A 21,270-nucleotide genomic window follows, 5' to 3' on the forward strand; every position below is an offset into this window, starting at 1 on the left:
CTTCCCCTACTCTACGTTCAAGGAAGCACCTCCAAAGTGTCGTTCGGGTCATCATCCAGACGATGCTTTCAGCCGCGGCATCGATCTCTTTACTGGTGGGGTGACCGTACTCTTCTTTATCAAAGGTGTTAGGTTATATGCTTCATCATGCCGAATCACGCCTCGTTCTGTCAAGCGTTTTTTTCGAGCATAAGTGTGACCGGCCCGTCATTGACGAGCGCGACATCCATCATCGCGCCGAACGTGCCCGTCTCAACGACGAGCCCGTGTGTCCGCAAACGATCGTTAAACTTCTCATAGAGCGTTTCCGCGATATCTGGCTTCGCCGCTTGCGTGAAAGCAGGACGACGGCCTTTTAGCGTATCACCGTACAGCGTAAATTGGGACACCGACAACACTTTACCGGCGACATCTTGAATTGATAAGTTCATCTTCTCATCCGCATCTTCGAAGACGCGGAGTCCGGCGACTTTGTCGGCGAGCCAGTTCACTTCTGTTTCGGTATCCTCGTGGGTTACCCCGACGAGGAGAAGATAGCCGACATCAATCTTGCCGACGATTGTCTCGTCCACCGTGACCGATGCTTCTTTCACTCGTTGCAACAATACACGCACTGAAATCTTCCTTTCGTCACGTCATCATGACTCGGCTGACCGAGTACACGTCCGAAATCTGTTTGATTCGGTCGACGACTTTTTGCAGATGGTTCACGTTCGGAATCGAGATCGTCATCGAGATGCGGGCCTGTTTGTTCGTATCCCCGCGACCGCTGACCGCCACGATGTTCGTGTTCGTCGCCGAGACGGCTTGAAGCACGTCGTTCAAGAGGCCAGACCGGTCATATCCCGTGATCTCGATGTCGACGTTATAGTTCTTCTCTTTCGCTTGTCCGGCTTCCCACTCGACGGTAAGAAGGCGTTCTGGGTGTTGCTCGTTGATGATGTTCAAGCAGTCTTTCCGGTGAATCGAGACGCCACGTCCGCGCGTGATATAGCCGACAATCTCATCGCCCGGCACGGGGTTACAACAGCGGCTCATCCGGATGAGCATGTTGTCGATCCCTTTCACCGTCACGCCGGCCTCGGCCGTCTTCTTCTTCGGCGACTGGCTCACTTTCAGCTCGTTGATTGCATCAGACAGTTCGAGCTTCGGCTCTTTCCGTTGCTTCTCTGTCAACTTATGCGCGACTTGGGCCGCGGTGATACCGTGATAGCCGACAGCCGCATACATCTCTTCCTCGTTGCCGAAGTTGAACTTCTCGACGACGACGGCGAGCGCCTGGTCGTCGATGACTTCCTTCGGTTCGAAGCCAAGTTTCTTTATCTCGACCTCGACGAGCTCTTTCCCTTTCTCGACGTTCTCTTCGCGCTGTTGGCGCTTGAACCATTGACGAATCTTATTTTTCGCTTGGCTCGAGACGGCGAGTTTGAGCCAATCCTTGCTCGGCCCGTAACTGTGTTTCGACGTGATGATCTCGATGATGTCGCCGGTCTCGAGTTTATGGTCGAGCGGTACCATCCGTCCATTCACTTTCGCACCGGTCATCCGGTGACCGATCTCGGTGTGAATCCGATACGCGTAGTCGATTGGGACAGAGCCTTTCGGCAACTCGAAGACGTCGCCTTTCGGTGTGAAGACGTACAGCATGTCGCTAAAGAAGTCGACTTTGAGCGATTCCATGAACTCTTCGGCGTCCGTCGTATCTTTTTGTAGCTCGAGAATCTCACGAAGGTGGGCGATTTTTTCATCGAACCCGTTCGTCGCGACGTTTTTTCCTTCTTTATACGCCCAGTGCGCGGCAATCCCGAACTCGGCGATGAAGTGCATGTCTTTCGTGCGAATCTGCACTTCGAGCGGTTCACCTTTCGGTCCGATCACCGTCGTGTGAAGCGATTGATACATGTTCGGTTTCGGCATGGCGATGTAGTCCTTGAAACGCCCTGGCATCGGCTTGTACTGCGTATGGATAATCCCGAGGACGGCGTAGCAGTCGCGAATCGAATCGACGATGATGCGGACGGCCATCAAGTCATAAATCTCGTTGAATTCTTTTTTATGCTTCACCATCTTGTTATAGATAGAATAGATGTGTTTCGGACGTCCGTTCACGTCCGCCTCGATCGACACTTCTTCGAGGACGGCGTTCACTTCCGTGATGACCGACGTGACGAGTGCTTCTCGCTCGGTCCGTTTCTGCTTCATCATTGAGACGATCTTGTAGTATTGCTGCGGGTTGATATAACGTAACGAAATATCTTCGAGCTCCCACTTGATCGTCGAGATCCCCATCCGGTGTGCGAGTGGGGCAAAGATTTCTAGCGTCTCTTCGGCTTTTTGGACTTGCTTCTCTTTTGGCATATGTTGAAGCGTCCGCATATTGTGCAATCGGTCGGCGAGCTTAATCAAGATGACACGCACGTCTTCTGCCATCGCGATAATCATCTTACGATGGTTTTCGGCGAGCTCTTCTTTCTTCGACTTGTACTTGATTTTCCCGAGCTTCGTGACGCCATCGACGAGCATCGCCACATCCGCACCAAATTCATCCGCCAACTCCTTGAGCGTCACGTCCGTGTCTTCGACGACGTCGTGAAGGAGCGCCCCGATAATCGTCGTCGCGTCGAGTCCGATATCGACGAGAATCCCGGACACTTGGACCGGGTGGAGGATGTAAGGTTCGCCGGAACGTCTGAACTGACCGGTATGATGCAGTTTTGCGTATTCGTAAGCGCGCTTCACTTCGGCAATGTCGTCTTCACCCATATACTCCCCGAGCGCGTCGAGAAGGTCCTCAATACTTACGATTTGTTTTTTGGTCATAACATTCGACACCCTTTTTCTTACCGCCCCAATCGTCTCGGATTCGACGCAGCATGGTAGTAGTGAACGTACATGTACATTCTAATTTTACTTACTATTATCAAAAAAATCTGACGACCTGTCAAAGGTTGCGGGTTATTTTACTTAAAAACTATTCAAAAAAGGGAAGCGTTCGCTTCCCTTTCAATCAATCTTCGTAACGGATGAGCGAGAAGACGTCATATCCTTCAAGACGCTCACGTCCGCCGAGGCCGTCAAGCTCAATCAAGAACCCGATTCCCGCGACGACACCGCCGAGTTGTTCGATCATTTTGATTGTCGCTTCAATCGTTCCACCTGTCGCAAGCAAATCGTCCAAGATGACGACTTGTTGACCTGGTTTGATTGAATCTTTGTGCATAGTCAAGATGTCCGTCCCGTACTCGAGACCGTAAGCGACACGCACCGTCTCGCGCGGCAATTTGCCTTCTTTACGGACCGGTACGAAGCCGAGCTCGAGTGCGTATGCAGCCGGGCAACCGACGACAAATCCACGCGCTTCAGGACCGGCGATGAGTTCTGCGCCGCGCTCCTGTGCGTAAGTGACGAGTTCGTCGACCGCTTTCTTATACGCGACACCGTCTTGCATAAGTGACGTGATGTCTTTGAAGCTGATTCCTTCTTTCGGGTAATCCGCTACTTCTTTAATATGTTGTTTGAAATCCATTTTATGAGTAAGCCTCCTGCATCTTGTTCGATCGCAACGTTTGTAACCGCTCTTTCAGTTCCGCCAACGACGCATAGACGTAACGCTCTTCGAGTTGTTGTTTACCGACTCGACGTTTGTAGCATGGCGCTTCCGTCAAATCACGCTTCGGCGCTTCCGGATTTACTCCAGGCAGTCCGTCTTCCATTGTAACAAGAAATTCGAGTTCAGAGAATACTTGATGCATAAATTGAATCGTATTTTTTGACCATTTTCGCTCGATTGACAGGCGAATCAAGTTTTCACGCAAGTTTTTCCGTTCGCACGTCGCCATATGGACGTAATATGTTCGGAAATCCTCCCGTGTCGGCAACTTCTCGAACAGCGAGTCGCCTTGTCCGAACGCACAGTACACACGCTCGACCCCGTCATGGAGTCGATCCGCGAGCTCAGACTCGTCATCGGGCAAATCGAGGAGGACGACGAAGCGGTTGAGCGGCTCGTCCCCTTCATGGAGCGGAAACGGTTTAGACGTCCCTTGGAACGAGACGAATGACGTCGCATCTTTCGGCAACTCGTCGAGCTCTTGGAGCGACTTCTTCTTGCCGCGATAGTCGAACACTTGGAAGTCATCGACGCGCATGTCTTGAATCATGAGTTGTGGCTTGCGCATCCCGTTCCATTCGTTCACCTGGAGGCTGCCCATGAGCGAGACGTGGGCCATCTTCGAGATTTCCGAGATGATGTGCCCAAAGCCGAACCCGATGCCGTCGAGTTCACGCTTGTCCCCGGCGAGCTGCACTTTCAAGTGTGAGTTGTCCCGCCCGATTTGGCGGATATCACGGAGCCGCGCGTCCGCGACGACGACGCGCGGTGACGGGTTGCCCATCCCGAACGGGGCGAGCTTGTTAATCTCGGCGATTAGATCGAGCGTCACATCGTTCACGTCGAGTTTCAGGTCGACGTTGACCCGGGCGACGAACGTCTCGTCCGGGATTGTTTCTGCCTGTTCGTTCAATCGTTTCCGGAGCTCGGCGACGTTCTCAGACAAGAGCGTCATCCCGGCCGCGGCCGGGTGTCCACCGAAGTGCGGGAGGATGTCTTCATTTTTCGACAGCTCCTTGAACAAGTCGAAGCCGTCAATCGAGCGGCCAGACCCCTTCGCTTTCCCTGTCTTCGGGTCGTGACAGAGCAAGATGACCGGGCGGTAATACGCCTCGACGAGTCGTGACGCGACGATGCCGACGACGCCAGGATTCCAGCGCTCGCTTGCGACGACGAGGACGCGGTCGTCCGTCATCGAGGCCTCGACGAGCTCGGTCGCCTCTTTCGCAATCGTCTTGACGATATCTTGGCGTTCTTTATTTTGTTTATCGAGTTGCTGCGCGAGCTCGAGCGCTTCCGCTTCCGTCTCGGCGAGAAGCATCTGCAAAGCCGGCATCGCAGAGTCGAGGCGTCCGGCTGCATTGATGCGAGGCCCGAACGCGAAGCCGACCGACTCCTCGGTAAGCGGCGCGTCCGTCAACGCGCACACTTCGCGCAACGCAAGGATACCGGGCCGTTTCGACTCGTCGAGCGCCTTCAGGCCGAGCTTCGCGAGGAGACGGTTCTCCCCGTCGAGCGGCACGAGGTCAGCGATCGTTCCGAGGACGGCCAAGTCGAGGAGCTCTGCCGGCATGCGGCCGAGCACCGCATGGGCGACCTTCAAGGCGACGCCGGCACCGGCCAACTTGTCGTACGGATAGGTAGCATCGATGTGCGGATGAATGATCGCGAACGCGTCCGGGAGCGTCTCTTTCGGCTCGTGGTGGTCGGTGAGAATCAAATCGACCCCGAGCTCTTTTAAGAGTGCCGCCTCTTCAATCCCAGAGATGCCGCAGTCGACCGTGATGATGAGCGTGAACCCTTCATTCGCGGCCCAACTGAATGCCTCTTTGTTCGGCCCGTACCCTTCTGTGAACCGGTTCGGGATATAGCATTCGGCCATGACGCCAATCTCGGTCAAGGCGTGCCACATGACGGCCGAGGCGCTGACGCCATCGACGTCATAGTCCCCGTAGATGAGGACCATCTCGCCGTCGTCCGCGGCCCGTTTGATGCGCTCGACGACTTTCGTCATCTGTTCGAATAAGTATGGATCGTGAAACGTGAGCTCGTCCTCGACGTGAAGAAACGCGCGCGCCGCCTCGACGTCAGCGTGCCCCCGCTCGACGAGCAACGTCGCGAGTTGAGGCGATATATTTAATTCGGTTTGGATTCGTTCAATCGCGGTCGCATCCGTCTCCGGATACACCCACCGTTTTTTTGCATGATACATGTCCTTCACTCCAATCAACTGTTGATTATATCAGAAGGAGCGAACGATGTGCCGTCTTGACATTTAAAAAGGTCCCCCGACCGAAGTCGGGAGACCTATGGATTACGCCTCTGGGGCGGGCTCTGCTTTCTTTTTGTTGAGCGTCATTTTTTTCAAAAGGAGCCAGAGGTATGAGGCGATGAAAATCGACGAGTACATACCCATGAACAGACCGACGAGAAGCGCGACCGAGAAGCCGCGAATCGATTCGGCGCCGAACACGTACAACGCGAGCGCTGTCAGAAGGACGGTGATGACCGTGTTGACCGAGCGGACGATTGTCTCTTGAATCGACTGGTTGATGATTGAACGGTAGACGTCCATCGATTTGATTTTCCGTTCTTTCTCATACGCCTGAATGTTCTCACGGACACGGTCGAACGTAACGATCGTATCGTTGACCGAGTAACCGATAATCGTCAAAATCGCAGCGACGAAGTACAAGTTGACTTCGATGCCAAAGATGGAGAACGCGACGATCATGAAGAAGGCATCATGAAGCATGGCGACGACAGTCGCGACCGCATACGAGAACTCGAAACGGAACGTAATATAGAGAATAATCCCGAGCGACGCGAGTGCGACCGCATAGATGGCGTTTCGGGCGATGTCACGACCGACTTCGGCCGAGACGGTGCTGATGTTCGGGTCGCTTCCGAACGTCTCCGTAAAGACGTCTTTGACAGATGCGACGTCTTGTTGCCCGAGCTGTCCGACGAACGTCACGTTCGCGAGCGTGCCGCCCTCCGCGTATTGGACCGACGAGATCGATTCGTCGACGCCCGCCTCGCGGAACGCTACCTCGAGTTCTTCTTGCGACACTTGTGTCTCGGTTTGAACTTCAACCCGCGTCCCAGACGCGAAATCAATCCCGAGGTTGAGGCCACGGAACAACAAGATGCCGAGACCGATGATGACGATGGCGCACGAGACGAGGAACATCGTACGCATATGTTTCACATAGTTCCATTCAGTGAGCTTAAAGTTCACGGATTTCACTCTCCTTCACACCAAACCATCCTTTGCGTTTGTCGAACAGACGACTTGAAACGAGGAGGTGCATCAAATAACGTGAGATGAAGACGTTCGAGATGAACGTCATCGCGATTGAGATCATGAGCATGATCGCGAAGCCTTTGACCGAGCTCGTCCCGAAGTAGAACAAAACCGCGGCCGAAATGAGCGTCGTCAAGTTGGCGTCAATGATCGTGCTAAGCGAGCGGCGGTTACCGGCACGGAACGCCGACAACACCGATTTCCCAGAACGGAGCTCATCTTTGATTCGCTCTGCCGTGATGATGTTCGCATCGACCGCCATCCCGACACCGAGGACGAGTGCGGCAATCCCTGGCAGCGTCAACACGGCGTTGATGCCGTTAAAGAACAGCATGATCAAGTTGATATAGAGCACGAGCGTGATAATCGAGACGAGGCCCGGCAAACGATAGAAGAACAACATGAATAAGAAGACCGCGGCAATCCCGATTAAGGACGCGAAGATCGTCTTGTCGAGGGCGTCTTGGCCGAACTGGGCCGAGACCGACGTCGAGTAAATCTCTTCAAGTTTGACCGGAAGCGCACCCGCGTTCAAAATGTCAGCAAGGCGTCGGCCGCTCTCGGCGTCAATGCCGCCACCTGAGATGATGGCTTTATCCGAAAGAATCGGAGATGTGACGGATGCGTCCGACACGATCTTTGAGTTCTCTTTTTGAATCTCTTCTTCGTACGTGTCGCCTTCTTCATAGTCCAACCAGATGACGAGACGGTTTTCCGGCGGTTGACGCTGCGCGATTTGCGACGTCACTTCACCGAATTTCTCCGCTGACTGGAGCGTCAATTCGACAACAGGCTGATTTTGTTGGTTATAACTGACGGATGCCCCGCGCGGTGCGAGGTCTTTCCCGTCGAGCAGGACGTTATCGTCCACATCGCGGAACGTGAGTTGCGCCGTCGACGACAGGACTTCGCGCGCATCGTTTTGGTTCGATACGCCTGCGAGTTGGACACGGATTCGATTACTGTCCTCAATCCGGATATCCGGTTCAGACACACCGAGCACGTTGACCCGGTTGTTGATAGCGCGAACGGTTGCATTCATCGCCGATTGGTCGATGACATCGCCGTCTTCGAGCGGTTGCACTTCATACAGCACTTCAAACCCGCCTTTTAAATCGAGACCGAGGTTCGTGTTCTTCTCGACCCAAGGTGTCGTGAAGACGGCGAGTAGAATCGTTGCAATCATGATGACCGCAAAGATCGCGATATTCCCTTTTTTGTACATACGACAAATTCCTTTCTAAACACATGTTCTCGTAAAAAAACTTCTCTCGTTAACATTACAAATATTCTAAACATTTATCAATCGTTTTCCTAAAATTGTAACACGCGCGCGTTGATTTCCCACGTTTTTTTGCGCGCGCGACTAAATGTTGCATTAGGGCAAAACTTGAGCTATGATGTGATTATCAACTTACACTACATGTAAAGGAGTCCTTATCCATGGATAGCACGATTATCTATGCCTTTTTACTGACATTGTTCGCTGGACTCGCGACGGGGATCGGAAGTATGATCGCCTTCTTCGCCAAACGGACCAACACAGCCTTCTTGTCGGTGTCCCTTGGCTTCTCAGGCGGGGTCATGATTTACGTATCCTTTATCGAGATTTTCCCGAAGGCACTCGCTGAACTCGTCGGCGCCCATGGCGAGCAGACCGGTACTCTTTATACGGTCCTCGCGTTCTTCGGTGGGATGCTGTTGATCGCCTTGATCGACAAGTTTATCCCGTCTCCCGAGAACCCGCATGAAGTCAAATTCGTCGAGACGATGCAAAACGACCCGTCGTCCCAAGAACTCGCGACGACGGCGACCGAACGCGTCCCGTTGAACCACGAGACGAAACAGCGGCTTCATAAGATGGGGATCTTTATGGCACTCGCCATCACCATCCATAACTTCCCGGAAGGCTTGGCCACGTTCATCTCAGCCCTCGATGACCCAGCTGTCGGTCTCGCGATTGCCATCGCCATCGCGTTGCACAACATCCCGGAAGGTATCGCCGTCTCGGTCCCGATTTACTATGCGACCGGCTCTCGGAAGAAGGCGCTGAAACTGTCCTTCTTATCCGGACTCGCTGAACCGATCGGCGCGGCCGTCGGCTTCCTGTTGTTGATGCCGTTCTTGAGCGACACGGTATTCGGAATCATCTTCGCGGCTGTCGGCGGCATCATGGTGTTCATCTCGCTCGATGAATTGCTCCCTGCCGCCCGTGAATACGGCCGGGCCCACCATGCGGTTTACGGCATGGTCGCCGGTATGATGGTCATGGCAGCAAGTTTGATTTTGTTAATGTAATCAAAATAGCGTCCCCTCGATAATCGAGGAGACGCTATTTTTATGCCTTGAACAAATGGACGAGGTCTTTCAACTCGACCGACATGTGGCTCATCGTCTCGGCGATGCCGTTAATCTCTTGAATCGCGGCGAGTTGCTCTTCGACGTTCGCACCCGCCTCTTCGACGCTTCGTTGCGTCGAGACAGCGTTCGTCGACATGTCCTCGACCGAGACCGCGACTTCGGTCGTGTTCGCACTTACTTCTTCTGTCGCTGCCGCAATCTCGCTCATTTGACGGGATGTCTCTTGGATGACAGTGACGATCTCACGGAACGCACCAGCGACTTCTCCCATTTGGGTCACGCCGCTCGTCACGTGCTGGCTCGTAACATCGAACGCCGCCTCCACTTCCGACGTGTCGCGTTGAATATCGACGACAACCGCTTGAATCTGTTTCGCTGACTGCTTCGACTCTTCAGCCAGTTTTCGGACCTCGGCTGCGACGACGGCAAACCCTTTGCCATGCTCCCCGGCTCGGGCCGCTTCAATCGCAGCGTTCAAGGCAAGCAAGTTCGTCTGTTCCGTGATCGCTGTGATGGAACGGGTGATTTTCTCAATCTCGAGCGATTGATTCGATAAGCGCTCGACCATCTGTTGTGTCAAGTCGTTCGCTTGTTGAATCTCCCGCATCTGCTGCTCGGCCAACTGAATCGTCTCGAGGCCACCACTCGCCGCTTCGAGCGTATGAATCGTCTGCTCGTTCACGCCTTGCGAGGCCGCGGCGATTTGATTCAAGCCGACGACGGCTTGATTGACGCCAGACGTCCCTTCCTCGGCTCGTTTCGCCGTGACTTGCGCCGCGAGGTTCATCTGTTCGAATAGACCGGCCACACCTTGCGTCGTCGTGGCGACGTGGTCCGTGCTGGCATACAGTTCTTCCGAGTAGGCCGTCACTTTGTCCGAGGCCGCCCCGACTTGACGAATCAGGCCGACAAGGTTGCGTTTCATATCGTTGAACGCCGTGACAAGGTCACCGAGCTCATCGTTCGAACCGACCTCGATATCGTCCCCTGTCAAATCGCCTTCCGCGACGACGCGCGCTTCGCTCACGAGTCGATTGATTGGCTTCAAGAACAGCTTTTGAAGTGCGAACAGCGAGAATAGACCGATGGCGACACCGATGACACTGATGACGATCATCCAGATGATTGACTGCCCAGCACTCGCTTGGACCGCTTCCGATTCAGCGGCAAGCGCCTCGTCTTGATACGTGACGAGATCGGTAACCGTCATCCGGACGCGATCGGTCGTCGGTGTCACGCTCGTATTGAGCACCGTCTTATAGCCAATCTCGTCTTGTTGTTGACGGAGGTCGATGACGCGCGCCATTTCCGTGTCGAGATGTTGATTGAACTTCTCAAGGTCACCAATCCAGGCGATGACTTTCGCATCTGACGACGACTGTTTAAGCGTATTCATTAACTCGTCGCGTTTTGTCTGTGCCGCTTCGAGACTGATCAGTGTCTTCGGGTTCGAGACGAGCAGATAGTAGTTCAAATAACGCTCGGCATCCGTCACGGTCAGTGCCAAATCTTCGGCGACGAGCATGTCCTGCACCCGCTCGTTCAATACCCGGTCATACTCTGACGTGGCACTCTGTAATTGGTACGAGCCAAGTCCCCCGACAAGCAATAAGGCGATCAACGTCGGGACGAGCGCGGTCGCCATTTTACGCCGCATCGACGAGCGGCCTTTCAGCCTCTCTGGACGACGTCGAACCTTCCAATTTTTAAGCGGGCGTAGCAATCGTTTCACATCCATGTCTTCTTCTCCTTCTTTCCAATTCTTCTCAACTTGACGATAATGCAAACGTTTTCACGATTCAAATTAATTTTTAGAAAACAGGTGGATGATTCGTCGTATTGACACAGTTTGACAAAAAAAGAACGATTTCATTCATCTCTTAGACACAAAAATACGCCTGACCAATGGTGGTCAGGCGTTGTTTGGTTACTCGGCGAATGACGAGTTGCCTTTTTTCGTCACTTCAGCAATCGCACTGCGATTGAACTTGAGGAGTGACTGATCACATTTCAATGTGACTTGTGTATCTTCGATTTGGTGGACGACGCCGTGAAGGCCGCCGATTGTTACGACGTGATCCCCACGCTCAAGCGCGTTTTGCATCGATTGAACTTCTTTCTGACGTTTCGTCTGCGGACGGATCAACAAGAAGTAGAATACGACGAAGATAAGGATCATCGGTAATAGTGCTACGAGAGTTTCCATGCGTAAATTCACCCTTTCCTTCAATATCAGGTTCATTATACCGTGAAACTGAATCGTTGTCACACAATGACTGTGGAAGAATTAGAAATTCTTGGCGTTCGGTTTGTTATACCCATATTCTTCGAAAAACTCTTCCTTGAAATCAAGGAGACGGTCTTCACGAATCGCCTGGCGCACTTGCTCCATCAACTTGACGAGAAAATGGAGGTTGTGCGTCGAGCAGAGGTGGAGGCCGAACATCTCGTCGGCACGAATCAAGTGGTGGACGTATGCGCGCGAGTAGTTTTTACACGTGTAGCAGTCACACTTCTCATCGATTGGACCGAAGTCGGTCTTATGTTTCGCGTGCTTGATCGTGACGCGCCCTTTCGACGTCATGAGCGTCCCGTTACGGGCGATTCGCGTCGGCAAGACGCAGTCGAACATGTCGATCCCGCGAATCGAGCCTTCAATCAATGCGTCCGGCGAGCCGACGCCCATCAAATAGCGTGGCTTATCTTCGGGCATGAACGGCGTCGTGAACTCGAGCGCGCGGTACATGACGTCTTTCGGTTCACCGACTGACAAGCCCCCGACCGCATAACCCGGGAAATCGAGCGACACGAGGTCGGCCGCACTTTGACGACGGAGATCTTCGTACTCACCGCCTTGAATGATCCCGAACAACGCCTGATCCTGCGGACGTTCGTGCGCTTCGAGGCAACGCTCCGCCCAGCGGCTCGTCCGTTCGACCGATTTCTTCATGTATTCATGGGTCGCCGGGAATGGCGGGCACTCGTCGAACGCCATCATGATGTCCGACCCGAGCGCGTTTTGAATCTCCATCGCCTTCTCTGGTGAGAGGAACAGCTTGTCCCCGTTCAAATGGTTGCGGAAGTGGACGCCTTCTTCCTGGATGTTACGAAGGTCGGCGAGCGAGAACACTTGGAACCCGCCCGAGTCCGTCAAGATAGCGCCGTCCCAGTTCATGAACTTATGAAGGCCGCCCGCTTGTTTGACGACTTCGTGTCCCGGACGAATCCATAAGTGATACGTGTTCGACAGGATGATGTTCGCGCCCATCGCCTTGACTTGTTCCGGCGCCATCGTCTTGACGCTCGCTTGCGTCCCGACCGGCATGAAGACAGGTGTCTCGAACGAGCCGTGCGGCGTATGGACGATTCCGTGCCGCGCCCCTGTCTGTTTACATGTGTGGATGTGTTCGTATGTGACTGCGTGTTTGGTCATTTGTTCTCTTCCTTCCTCGTGATGAGCATCGCATCTCCAAAACTGAAGAAGCGGTAACGTTCTTGTACCGCGGTACGGTAGGCGTTCAAGATGATGTCGCGTGACGCGAACGCCGAGACGAGCATGACGAGCGTCGACTTCGGCAAGTGGAAGTTCGTGATGAGCCCGTCAATCGCCTGTAGGTCGACCCCTGGGTAGATAAAGATGTCCGTCCAGCCCGATGACTCGACGAAGTCCCCATGGTCGCGCACGATCGTCTCGAGCGTCCGGGTCGATGTCGTCCCGACGGCGAAGACGCGGCCACCGTTTGCACGGACGTCGCGAAGTGCGTTTGCCGACGCATCAGATAACTCGAAATATTCACTGTGCATCGTATGCTCTTCTATCGAATCGGCCGTCACCGGACGGAACGTGCCGAGCCCGACGTGGAGCGTAAGCGGGATGAGCTTGACGCCTTTCGCCTGTGCCGCCTCGAGCAGTTCTTCCGTGAAGTGCAGTCCCGCCGTCGGTGCGGCCGCACTCCCGCGCTCTTTCGCATATACCGTCTGATAGCGGTCCTGATCATCGAGCTGTTCGCGAATGTACGGCGGGAGCGGCATCGTACCGAGCTCATCTAAGATCTCATAGAAGATGCCGTCATAGTCGAACTTGAAGCGACGTCCGCCTTCCGGGAGCTCCTCGACACACTCGGCACGGAGCAGTCCATCACCGAACTCGACGATGGCGCCGACGCGCACTTTCTTCGCCGGTTTGACGAGCGCTTCCCAGACGTCGTCCTCTGTCTGTTTCAAGAGCAGCAGCTCGACTTTCCCGCCCGTCTCTTGCTTCGCACCGAACAATCGGGCCGGCAAGACGCGCGAGTCGTTGACGACGAGCGCGTCGCCTGTCTGTAAATAGTCGAGCACGTCACGGAAATGACGGTGCTCGATGTCGCCCGTGTCGCGGTCGAGGACCAAGAGGCGTGAGCTCGTCCGGTCGAGAAGCGGCACTTGGGCGATTAGTTCTTCTGGTAACTCAAAATCATAGTCGTTGACGTTTAATTGAATGTCTTGCATAGCGTTACTCCTCTTCATAACCAAAATGCGTCTTTGCGTACTGGGTGATCATCCGTCCACGCGGGGTGCGCTGGAGGAATCCTTGTTGCAACAAATACGGCTCATACACGTCCTCGATCGTCTGGGCGTCTTCCCCAATCGTCGCAGCGAGCGTCTCGAGCCCGACCGGTCCGCCACCGAACCGTTCGACCATCGCCCGTAATAGCCGGTGGTCGACCTCATCGAGCCCGAGCGCGTCGACGTGCAACCGGTCGAGCGCGCTTGAAGCGAGCTCTGGATTGATCTCTTTCGTCCCCGCCACTTGGGCGAAGTCACGGACGCGGCGCAATAGCCGGTTGGCGATTCGCGGCGTGCCGCGCGAGCGTTTCGCAATCGCCCCGCTCGCCTCTGGTGAGATTGATAGTCGGAACAGTTGGGCCGTCCGGCTGACGATGGCGGCGAGCTCGTGCGTCTCGTAATATTCGAGTTTGAGCGTCACACCGAAGCGGTCACGGAGCGGGGCCGATAACATGCCGGCCCGTGTCGTCGCGCCGACGAGCGTGAACGGCGGCAAGTCGATGCGGACGCTTCGTGCCATCTCGCCTTGCCCGTAGACGATATCGAGACAGTAGTCTTCCATCGCCGGATAAAGAATTTCTTCAATCGTCCGGCTGAGTCGATGAATCTCGTCGATGAACAAGACGTCACCCGGTTCGAGCGTCGATAAAATCGCCGCTAGGTCACCTGGCCGCTCGATCGCAGGACCCGCTGTCGTCTTGATGCCGACGCCCATCTCGTTGGCGATGATTTGGGCGAGCGTCGTCTTCCCGAGCCCCGGAGGACCGTAGAGGAGGACGTGGTCGAGCGTTTCACGGCGCAACTTCGCCGCCTGAATGAAAATCGACAAGTTGCCCTTTGCCTTCTCTTGTCCGATATACTGCTCGAACTTTTGCGGGCGCAGGCTCCACTCTTCTGAGTCTTCATATTGTTGATGGGATTGTGACAACAACCGTTCGTCCATAGCTTCCTCCTTATTTCAACAACAACTGCAAGGCGCGCTTTATGTAAGCGTCTGTCGTCAGGATTTCTGAATTCAGTTCTTTACGGACACGGGCAATCTCCCGCTCCGAGTAGCCGAGGGCGACGAGCGCTTCGCATGCCTCGTCGAGTTCTGATGCCCCTTGGGCGAACAAGCCTGTCTGCGGCACGTAGTCTGGGGCGAGTTCGGAGAGCTTCCCTTTCAAGTCGAGCGCCATCTGTTTGGCCGTCTTCTTGCCGACGCCTGGGAACTTCGTCAAATACTTCTCATTCTCCGTCTCAATCGCATCGATGAGCGCATCCATGTCACCTGAAGCGACGATGGCGAGCGCCCCTTTCGGTCCGATGCCGTTGACGCCGAGCAATTTATTGAACAGCTCGCGCTCCCGGCGTGACCGGAAGCCGTATAGCGTCTGTTGGTCTTCGCGCACGTAATGGTGCGTAAATACGATTACATGTTCGTCTTGTTCACGATAAAAAAACGGGTTAGGCACATGTACTTTGTAGCCGACGCCCGAAACATCCAACGTTATATATTCCGCGCACACATAGGCGACGGAGCCTTTTACGAATTCAATCACGGTCATATCTCCTCTTCATAGGAAAACTGCATTCATTGTACCATAACCGCCGCCACGAAAAAAGGACAGGCGATTGCCTGTCCTTAGCGTGCGAGCATCCGCTCGAGAGCGCGTGTCGCCCATTTCGTCGTCTCTTGATCGACGCGGATGATATTGACCGGATCTGTCTCGAGTGACTCGAGTGCCCAGAGAAGATGCGGTAGGTCGATGCGGTTCATCGTCAGGCACGGACACATGTACGGGTTGAGCGAGACGATGTCCTGCTCGGGGTGCGTCGCGGCGAGTCGGTTGACCAAATTCATCTCGGTGCCGACGGCCCACTTCGCCCCGGGCGCGCTCGCCTCGATTTGGTCGATGATATAAGACGTCGACCCGGCCTCGTCCGCCGCCTGCACGACGTCGAACGTACATTCCGGATGAACGATGATGCGTCGCTCCGGGTCATGCTTCCGTAGCGCTTCGATTTGGACGACGTTGAACTTCTCATGGACCGAGCAGTGCCCTTTCCATAGAATGACGCGGACGTCCTCGATGTCACCCTCATAGACGAGACGTTCCCGGAGCGGGTCCCAGACGGCCATCGCCTCGAGCGGCACGCCCAAGTCATATGCCGTGTTCCGTCCGAGATGTTGGTCCGGTAAGAACAAGATCCGTTCGCCCGCCTCGAGCGCCCAGCGCACGATGTCATGCGCGTTCGACGACGTGACGGTCGCCCCGCCATGTTTCCCGACGAACGCCTTGATCGCCGCCGTCGAGTTGACGTATGTGATCGGGATGATGCTGTCACCGAGCAAATCCGTCAGCTCTTCCCACGCGACTTCAGTCTGATCGATATCGGCCATGTCAGCCATCGAACACCCGGCCCGCATATCCGGCAAGATGACGAGCTGGTCGTCTCGCGTCAGCATGTCGGCCGTCTCGGCCATGAAATGGACGCCACAGAAGACGATGAACTCCGCCTCGCTCATCTGTTCGGCGAGCCGTGCGAGCTGGAGCGAATCCCCGGTCGCGTCCGCGAACTGGACGACCTCGTCTTTTTGGTAATGGTGGGCTGGCAAGAACAGGCGGCTGCCGAGCCGTGCCTTGATGGCTTCGATTCGTTGTTCCATCTGTTCAACCGTCAAATCAGCGTATCGCGCTGGCATCGTTCCGAGTAACTGCATGTTTGATTCCTCCTAATAAATTCAAGCTACAATCGAGCGCCGTCACCGAATGGGTCAACTGCCCGACCGAGATGACGTCGACGCCCGTGCCCCGATAGGCAACAATCGTCTCGACGGTGATGCCGCCCGACGCCTCCGTCTTGATGTGACTTGGGACGAACGTTCGCCACACCTTCAGTTCTTCTGGCGCCCGGTTGTCGAATAGGATGATGTCGGCGTTCGCCTTGATCGCCTCATGTAACTGCTCGAGCGTCTCGACCTCGACTTCGATCGGTGTCGTATGGCCGACGAGCGTCCGCGCCCGGGCGACCGCGTTCGTGATGCCGCCGAGCGCCGTGATATGGTTGTCTTTAATCATGACGGCGTCGTCGAGGCGGAGCCGGTGATTCTTCCCGCCTCCCGAGCGGACGGCGTGCTTCTCGAGCATGCGCAGTCCCGGTGTCGTCTTCCGCGTGTCCGTGACGGCAATCGTCGGGTCATCGAGCGCCTCGATGCAGCGCCGGGTCATCGTGGCGATGCCACTCAAGTGTTGGACGAGGTTGAGCAGCACCCGTTCCGTCTCGAGAAGCGTCCGTGTCTTCCCCCGCAACGTGAAGAGCTCATCCCCGATTGAGACGTTCGTGCCGTCCGAGAGGCATGATTCGACGACGAGCCGTTGCATGTGGGCCAGCTCCAAGACGACGTCCATACCACAGAACACCCCGTCCATTTTGGCGGTGACCGTGGCAAGTGACGTCTCGCGCTGGTCAATCAGTCCACTCGATAGATCACCGAAACCGATGTCCTCATGTAGATACGCCGTCAGCTGTTCGCGTAAAGCAATCTTGTTCATATGTATCCTCCGTCCTGATCATGGCATGGGCCAAGAGCCGCGCCGCTTGCAGACTCAACGTCTGTTCACTTAATTGTCTTGTCACGTGTTTCGTCCGTGCCAGTTGTTGGGTATTTTCTAAGAAACTAGCGATTTTGCCTACATGCGGCGAGATTGTCAACCATTCCCCTATCTGTTGCCGATAGCGGCCGAACAGATCATCCGACACCTCAAACCCGGTCGTCTCGTTCACCGTGAACGGCTTCTCCTCCACTACCATCGCCGCCGCCACCCGTTTTCCGAACACCCAGCATTCGAGTAATGAGTTTGACGCGAGCCGATTCTGTCCATGGACGCCCGTATCGGCGACTTCACCGACCGCGTATAGTCCTGCGACCGTCGTTCGTCCATTGGCGTCAACGCCGACACCGCCCATATGGAAATGCAGTCCCGGTCGGACCGGGATGCGTCGGACGTCAATCCCGTGTGCGACACACGTCGCCATCAGTTTCGGGAACCGCTCCCCAATCCGTTCGACGCGGCTCGTATCCAAGTACACCGGGCCTGTATGGTCCGTAAGCACACGGGCGACCTCATCCCTCGGGGCGAGGCTGCCGAGGGGGTGCTGTTCCATCACATGTCGCCCGGACGTGTCGACGAGTTTGGCGCCCGCCCCGCGTAGCGCTTCCGTCACGAGATGGGGTGAATCGACCGCGAGCAGCGTCGGATGAAACTGGATCCGAGACAAGTTCGAGAGTCGTGCCCCGACCGCTGCTGCCAAGACGAGCCCGTCCCCTGTGACCGATCGACAGTTCGACGTCCAGTCGACGAGTCCCCCGATGCCGCCTGTCGCGAGGACGACGGCCCCGGCCTGCACGTGGAGACGCGTCTCGCCGTTGAAACCGGTCGCTCCGCTCACACGGTCGTCCGCCTTCGTCAACGTATCGATGAGGACGTGCTCCATGACGGTCACGTGATCCGGGAGCTTGCGCCGAAGCGTCGCCATCATATGGCGCCCCGTCTCATCACCACCGACATGAAAGATGCGATTTTGGCCATGTGCCCCTTCTCGCCCGACGGCGTACCCGGTCTCATCGCGGTCGAAAAGGATACCGAAACGTTCCAGCTCTTGAATCGCCGTCCGTCCCTCCTCGACGAGCGTATGGACACGGTCGGGTTCGGCCGCGTGTTTCGAGGCGACGAGCGTATCCCGCTCATGATCGACGCTCGACGGCTCCAAGTACGAGCTCGCAATCCCTCCTTGGGCCAAGTCCGAATTCGTACTCGTTCGTTCATGCTTGGAGACGAGCAGGACGCTCAACGTCGGGGGCAGATGGAGGGCGACCGTCACGGCCGCCAAGCCGGTGCCGATAATCAGCACATCGACTTTTTCAAACTGTAAAGACATCTGTATATCACCTGTTTTTCATATGTAATGTTGACTTGTAAACTAGTTTCGCATAATTTTGTGAAGAAGACAACATGAGAAAAGAGGGACATCTGATGAATCGATACTTTGATTATGCCGCCACCCATCCGATGACGAAGGCTGCGCTCGACTATTACGTGGCGATGGCCCGTGGCGTCTACGGCAACCCGTCCTCCCTCCATAGCGCCGGATTCATGGCGGAAGATTATTTGACCGAGGCGAGACGACTCATCAAACAAGCGCTCGGCCTCGACATGCTCCGCGGCAAACTGCTCTTCACCGGGAGCGGCTCCGAGAGCAATTACATCGCGCTGACGAGTCTGCGGAAACGCATGAAAGGCAAAGAAGTGATCACGTCGTGGCAAGAGCACGACTCGGTGTCGCTCCTCCTTGACGAATGGGAGGCCGAGGGCGTGACCGTCCACCGCTTGAAATTGAAGGACGGCCGTTTCGACCATGAGACGTTCACCCGGCTCCTTGACCGGGACATCGGCCTCGTGACGTTTCAGCACGTCAACTCGGACACGGGTTGGGTCTTGCCGCTTCATCACATCCTCTGCCAATTGAAATATAAAAAAGTGCTCCTTCACGTCGACGGTGTCCAGGCGCTCGGGAAGATTCCCGTTTCCGTCGACGGGATTGACGCCTACTCGTTCAGCGCCCATAAAGTCGGGGGTCCAAAAGGCGTCGGCGGGCTATATATGGAACGCCTGCTTCCCCCGCCCTATTATCCGGGCCATCACCAATACGGGATTCGACCGGGGACGATCGACGTGCCCGGAATCTGCGCCTTCGTCAAGGCGTTCACCGAACGGCACGAGGCACGGACACGTCATGAAAGAAATTACGTGGCGTTTCGTGCTATCTTGAAAGAGAAGACATCGTCTTACGTAACATGGCTCGAGTTCGAGCAGCAGAGCCCGGCCATCTTTTCGTTCGTCTCGAGCCGGCGCGACGGGCAATGGTGGATGACGGAACTCGACGCGCTCGGGTTTCAAGTCTCGGCCGGGTCGGCTTGCCGGGCCGGTCAGAACGGGCCGAACCGCATGCTCGAGTCGCTCGGTTTCGAGACGAGCGCCTGTCACGGGCTCGTCCGCATCTCGTTCGGGGAAGGTACGACCATCGAGGCAACGTCGGCGCTCGCCGACGCCATCGTCACTTTAGCAAGGAGAGTTGAATCGTATGAACAAACGCTTAGCCGGTGAAGAACGCCGGCGTACGCTATTAGAACTGATTGAATCGAGCACGGAGCCCATCACCGGGGCCGAGCTCGCCCGCCACGTCGCGGTCAGCCGACAAGTCGTCGTCCAGGACTTGTCGCTCTTGAAGGCGAAAGGCCATCAAATCGTCGCGACGGCGCGCGGGTATGTCTACCTTCCCGGTGAGGGGGCACCATCAGCCTACACCCGAAAGATTGTCTGCCGTCACACACCCGAAGAGATGGAAGTCGAGATGAACGCCATCGTCGATGAAGGGGTCACGATTCGCGACGTCATCATCGACCATCCCGTCTACGGCTCCATCACCGGACAGCTCATGGTGAAGAGTCGTCGCGACGTCCGGGCCTTCTTAGAACGGGTCGCCGCCAATCAAGCCGCTCCGCTGTCGCATTTGACGGACGGGCTCCACATCCATACGCTCGAGGCGGACAGCGAGGACGCGATTCACGCCGCCGTCGAGGAGCTCGATCGGCTCGGCATTCTCGTGTCGGCACTCGACTAAAAAGATGTCACGTTTTTGTGACATCTTTTCTTTTGCTTTTTCGTCCCGTCCGGTATACTGATGGATGGGTATGATTTCCTATTAACTTATTTGAGAAAGGAGTGACGCGGCATGTGGCATTTCCTCGAACAACTGTTGGTCGGTTGCGGTGTGTTCAGCATCCCGCTCGGCATCTTCATCCAACTGATCCCGAACGAGCTCGTGCTCGCTTACGGCGGTTATCTCGTCGGGTCCCTTGACGCGTCGTTCCTCTTCATCTTCCTACTTGCCTGGTCCGCCTTCGTGACGAGCCAGGTCGGCTTATATTGGATTGGCCGCTACGGCGGGCGCCCGGTCGCGTTGAAACTGTATCGCTCGTTCCGCATCAAGCCGGAGAAGCAGCTGCAGGCGGAGGCGTGGTTCGAGAAATATGGCGCCTGGATCGTCTGCCTGAGCTTGATTTGGCGGCAACTGTTCGCCATCAGTGCCGGCGTCATGCGTGTGTCGTTCCGAAAGTTCTTCGTCGTGACGACGATCGTCTTCGCGGCCTGGTCGTTCGTCTTCATCAAAGTCGGGCTGATGCTCGGCAGCAATTGGCGTCAAATCGGCGCGTTCATGCATGGGTTCGGCCCTTACGTCCTCCTCGCAATCGCGTTATTCTTCGGCGTCCGTTACATCCTGTCACATCCGAGCATCCTAAAAAAGTCAGCTTGAGCAATCGCTCGAGCTGACTTTTTGAATAGAGGGAAATCACCCGTCTGCGGCGAATAGGTCAACGTGAAGTCATAAAGCGAATAGACGG

At 55.6% G+C, this 21,270-nt stretch carries 17 protein-coding genes, 1 pseudogene and 1 other annotated feature (1 of these 19 cut by a window edge); of the genes and pseudogenes, 4 read left to right on the forward strand and 14 right to left on the reverse strand.

The features are described 5' to 3' along the window. Positions 1-132, reverse strand: a binding site (T-box leader); it reaches 104 nt to the left of the window's first position. A 38-nt stretch (positions 133-170) separates the two neighbouring features. The 5 genes and pseudogenes from dtd to secD form a co-directional block, all read right to left on the reverse strand. Beyond that, complete coding sequence (gene dtd, locus KNP76_RS03130; protein WP_214842603.1) at positions 171-614, reverse strand: D-aminoacyl-tRNA deacylase; 444 nt, start codon at positions 612-614, stop codon at positions 171-173. 16 nt (positions 615-630) lie between these two features. Continuing rightward, positions 631-2,820, reverse strand: a complete 2,190-nt coding sequence (locus KNP76_RS03135) for a RelA/SpoT family protein (RefSeq protein ID WP_034809660.1) — start codon at positions 2,818-2,820, stop codon at positions 631-633. 187 nt (positions 2,821-3,007) lie between these two features. Beyond that, positions 3,008-3,526, reverse strand: a complete 519-nt coding sequence (locus tag KNP76_RS03140) for an adenine phosphoribosyltransferase (protein WP_034809662.1) — start codon at positions 3,524-3,526, stop codon at positions 3,008-3,010. A gap of 1 nt (position 3,527) precedes the next feature. Continuing rightward, positions 3,528-5,822, reverse strand: a complete 2,295-nt coding sequence (gene recJ, locus KNP76_RS03145) for a single-stranded-DNA-specific exonuclease RecJ (RefSeq protein WP_214842605.1) — start codon at positions 5,820-5,822, stop codon at positions 3,528-3,530. 102 nt (positions 5,823-5,924) lie between these two features. After that, positions 5,925-8,142: pseudogene (secD, locus tag KNP76_RS15780) on the reverse strand (protein translocase subunit SecD). 218 nt (positions 8,143-8,360) lie between these two features. On the opposite strand from secD, the gene zupT reads away from it, so the two are divergent. Beyond that, positions 8,361-9,215: a zinc transporter ZupT gene (gene zupT / locus KNP76_RS03160; protein ID WP_214842610.1), complete on the forward strand. Its 855-nt coding sequence runs from the start codon at positions 8,361-8,363 to the stop codon at positions 9,213-9,215. Between the two features lie 40 nt (positions 9,216-9,255). Here the strand turns inward: zupT and KNP76_RS03165 are convergent, their stop codons facing one another. The 9 genes from KNP76_RS03165 to KNP76_RS03205 all read right to left on the reverse strand — a co-directional run bounded on the left by KNP76_RS03165 (position 9,256) and on the right by KNP76_RS03205 (position 18,746). Then, positions 9,256-11,016, reverse strand: coding sequence for a methyl-accepting chemotaxis protein (locus tag KNP76_RS03165; protein WP_214842612.1), 1,761 nt, complete (start codon positions 11,014-11,016; stop codon positions 9,256-9,258). A 189-nt stretch (positions 11,017-11,205) separates the two neighbouring features. Beyond that, a complete protein-coding gene (yajC, locus tag KNP76_RS03170) occupies positions 11,206-11,484 on the reverse strand; it encodes a preprotein translocase subunit YajC (protein ID WP_021066898.1) in 279 nt (92 codons plus the stop codon). 81 nt (positions 11,485-11,565) lie between these two features. Further along, complete coding sequence (tgt, locus tag KNP76_RS03175; protein WP_034817965.1) at positions 11,566-12,711, reverse strand: tRNA guanosine(34) transglycosylase Tgt; 1,146 nt, start codon at positions 12,709-12,711, stop codon at positions 11,566-11,568. Next, a complete protein-coding gene (gene queA / locus KNP76_RS03180; protein WP_034817964.1) occupies positions 12,708-13,766 on the reverse strand; it encodes a tRNA preQ1(34) S-adenosylmethionine ribosyltransferase-isomerase QueA in 1,059 nt (352 codons plus the stop codon). The genes tgt and queA overlap by 4 nt, the downstream gene beginning before the upstream one ends. Positions 13,767-13,770: 4 nt before the next feature. After that, complete coding sequence (gene ruvB / locus KNP76_RS03185; RefSeq protein ID WP_034817963.1) at positions 13,771-14,766, reverse strand: Holliday junction branch migration DNA helicase RuvB; 996 nt, start codon at positions 14,764-14,766, stop codon at positions 13,771-13,773. A 10-nt stretch (positions 14,767-14,776) separates the two neighbouring features. Then, positions 14,777-15,364, reverse strand: a complete 588-nt coding sequence (gene ruvA / locus KNP76_RS03190; protein ID WP_034818028.1) for a Holliday junction branch migration protein RuvA — start codon at positions 15,362-15,364, stop codon at positions 14,777-14,779. An 83-nt stretch (positions 15,365-15,447) separates the two neighbouring features. After that, complete coding sequence (gene nadA, locus KNP76_RS03195; protein WP_214842614.1) at positions 15,448-16,527, reverse strand: quinolinate synthase NadA; 1,080 nt, start codon at positions 16,525-16,527, stop codon at positions 15,448-15,450. Then, complete coding sequence (gene nadC, locus KNP76_RS03200; protein ID WP_034817961.1) at positions 16,490-17,359, reverse strand: carboxylating nicotinate-nucleotide diphosphorylase; 870 nt, start codon at positions 17,357-17,359, stop codon at positions 16,490-16,492. Before nadC ends, nadA begins: the two co-directional genes overlap by 38 nt. Continuing rightward, positions 17,313-18,746, reverse strand: coding sequence for an L-aspartate oxidase (locus tag KNP76_RS03205; RefSeq protein WP_214842616.1), 1,434 nt, complete (start codon positions 18,744-18,746; stop codon positions 17,313-17,315). The genes nadC and KNP76_RS03205 overlap by 47 nt, the downstream gene beginning before the upstream one ends. 95 nt (positions 18,747-18,841) lie before the next feature. On the opposite strand from KNP76_RS03205, the gene KNP76_RS03210 reads away from it, so the two are divergent. The 3 genes from KNP76_RS03210 to KNP76_RS03220 all read left to right on the forward strand — a co-directional run bounded on the left by KNP76_RS03210 (position 18,842) and on the right by KNP76_RS03220 (position 21,182). After that, positions 18,842-19,972, forward strand: a complete 1,131-nt coding sequence (locus tag KNP76_RS03210) for a cysteine desulfurase family protein (protein WP_214842618.1) — start codon at positions 18,842-18,844, stop codon at positions 19,970-19,972. After that, positions 19,950-20,489, forward strand: coding sequence for a transcription repressor NadR (locus tag KNP76_RS03215; RefSeq protein WP_034809685.1), 540 nt, complete (start codon positions 19,950-19,952; stop codon positions 20,487-20,489). Before KNP76_RS03210 ends, KNP76_RS03215 begins: the two co-directional genes overlap by 23 nt. A 111-nt stretch (positions 20,490-20,600) precedes the next feature. Continuing rightward, positions 20,601-21,182 (forward strand): DedA family protein, encoded by a 582-nt coding sequence (locus KNP76_RS03220; RefSeq protein ID WP_214842621.1) that lies wholly within the window; start codon positions 20,601-20,603, stop codon positions 21,180-21,182. The last annotated feature ends 88 nt before the right edge of the window (positions 21,183-21,270 follow it).

The organism is Exiguobacterium sp. s150 (assembly GCF_018618435.1).
Lineage (GTDB): Bacteria > Bacillota > Bacilli > Exiguobacteriales > Exiguobacteriaceae > Exiguobacterium > Exiguobacterium alkaliphilum.